The organism is Prevotella sp. Sow4_E9_plate, assembly GCF_052116205.1.
Lineage (GTDB): Bacteria > Bacteroidota > Bacteroidia > Bacteroidales > Bacteroidaceae > Prevotella.
In genome coordinates this window covers 1-2187 of record NZ_JBQKLN010000100.1, presented here as the reverse complement: position 1 = coordinate 2187, position 2187 = coordinate 1, and the positions used below count along the sequence as shown (strand labels likewise).

3 protein-coding genes are annotated in these 2187 nt (G+C 43.6%); all 3 read left to right on the top strand.

What is annotated here, in order from left to right; all coding sequences use genetic code 11:
- Positions 1-80 precede the first annotated feature (80 nt).
- On the top strand, positions 81-293 hold the full coding sequence (locus ACTQ53_RS17345) for a hypothetical protein (protein WP_117587426.1): 213 nt from the start codon (positions 81-83) through the stop codon (positions 291-293).
- A gap of 4 nt (positions 294-297) precedes the next feature.
- Positions 298-645: an IS66 family insertion sequence element accessory protein TnpB gene (tnpB, locus tag ACTQ53_RS17340; protein WP_153093909.1), complete on the top strand. Its 348-nt coding sequence runs from the start codon at positions 298-300 to the stop codon at positions 643-645.
- Positions 646-741: 96 nt separating this feature from the next.
- A partial coding sequence (locus tag ACTQ53_RS17335; protein WP_441934546.1) for an IS66 family transposase occupies positions 742-2187 on the top strand: 1446 nt, incomplete at its 3' end.

Sequence of the window (2187 nt, the reverse complement as noted above, 5' to 3'; positions counted from 1 at the left end):
GTAACTATTCGGTGAAAGCCGTATTGTGCGCCTAGATAAAGTTTCGTACCTTTGCACCATGATTTTAAATTTTTCAAATTATGGTGCAAGGCAAGAAACAATTAAACAGCAAGCCAAAGTTCGCCGAGGTTGTAATCGGCGACAATGAGGCGAAGGAGATGCGTGAGTCTGCAAAAGTTCGCAACCGTCGCAATCCTTATTTAAAATTAAGCTATCCCAATGGTGTGACACTAATTCTCCCTGCTGACATCAGTATCGAACAGCTTCGAGCCTACATTAGTATAACAGTGTAGGCTTATGGCTAGAGTTTGTCAGTTGACGGATGACCTGAAGTACTACTTGTGCATGGAGCCAGTCGACATGCGCAAGCAGTTTCAAGGACTCCAAGGAATCGTGAATGAGGAGTTCGGCCGTTACCTCACCCAAGATGAAGCCTTTATATTTATAGGTAAGACTCGCAAGACTGCTAAGGTCTTGCATCGTGAGAGCGATGGACTGACTCTTTATGTAAGAAAGTTGAGCGAGGGGCGTTTCCAAATGCCTCATTTTAATGATGATAATCGTACAACAACATTAACCCCAGATGAATTTACCCTCTTGATTCTGGGTGAAAAATGGTATGAAGAAATACCATCGGAGAGCTAGTTTTTCTATTAGTTTTTATTAACGTAAATAGCTGATATTTAGGCGTAAATATCAATCAAAATATTCGTTTTTCTCAATAATTTTTAGTACCTTTGTATGGTAAACAATAAGGTAAACGATATGTTTGAACAGCAACAAAATACAGGGAAAAGTACGTCTTTGGCAGAGAAATATGCCAATGCCGTAGACCAGTTGTCCGATGCCAATGATCGGGCAGCGCATGCAGAGCATGACCTGCAGGTGGAGCGCATCACTCGTCAAGACTTGATTGACGAGGAGGTGGCTCGCCGTGTTGCTGAAGCAGAAGAACGTATCAGAAAAGAGTTGGAAGCTCAATTAGCAGATAAGACCAAGGAATTGGAGGAACGTAATAAGGCTTTGGATAAGCGTGAGTCTGATGTAGATAAGAAAGCGGAGACAATCGCCCAAAATGTAAGTGAACAGGTTCGCCAGCAGATGTCTGCAGCTAAAACCCGTTTCGAGAAAACTGCGCTGAATCGTTTGGCTGATATGTTTGACATGTTCATGCAGGCGTTCATCGCCCTTGGTGACAAGGATTCTTCCAAAGGTCAGGAACTGTTGCAGAAGTATCAGCTTGCGGCAAAGAAAGCGCATGAGTCTTTGACGGATGAAATCAAGGATAAACTGGCCAAGGTTGAAGCTAAAAGCAAATCTAAGACCGAGCAGATAGCCTCTCTTGTCAGAATGATATTTACTCAAAAGCGTGAGCGGGTAGTCTTTAGTAAGGAAGAACGTGATACCATCTATGATAAGGTAATGGCATCAGTTGAGTTCACTGATGAGGAAAAGAAACGTTACCAAGAGTGCCGTGAATTCTGTGAGGAATATCGCAAGCGCAAGGCTATAAAGAAGCTTTTGAATAGCCAGAAGGAACAGAAGGGGCATGGGCGAAATCCTATACCTGAGGATATGCCTCGTTTGGAGGAAAAGGTACTTTGGCCTGAAGGCTATATAGGACATGAAGATGAATATGTAATTGTTTACCAAGGCAAGGTGCAGGAGTTTATCGTGCCAGCCAAAGTACGCTACTTTGTTCAGCCATATCGTCGTCCTGTAGTTCGTCGCAAGGATGATCCAATGCAGAAGCTCTTGCAGTCTCCTTGTTATGAGGACGTATTTTGGAAGAGTTATGCGTCTGCTGAGTTATTGGCGCAGTTAGAGTGTAATAAGTATGTCCTTCATCAGCCGTTTAACCGGCAGATAAAGAAGATGAAACAGGATGGCTTGATACTCGCTCCTTCAACAGTCGATGACTGGCATCAGGGTGTATGCGACAAGATAGAACCTCTCTACAATCTGCAGAAGGATCGAGTAATGTCCAGTTTGCTGCTTGGCGCAGATGGTTCTCCATTCCCGATATTGGACTGCGAGAAGCATAAGACGGTAAATCATTACTTGATTCAATATCGTTCAGTGGCGACAGGCATTCCAATCTTCATGGTTAATACGAAAAACAAGCATGGTAGGGGTACTGCTGACATCATGGACAACCTCAAAGATTGGAAAGGTGTGGCGCTGATG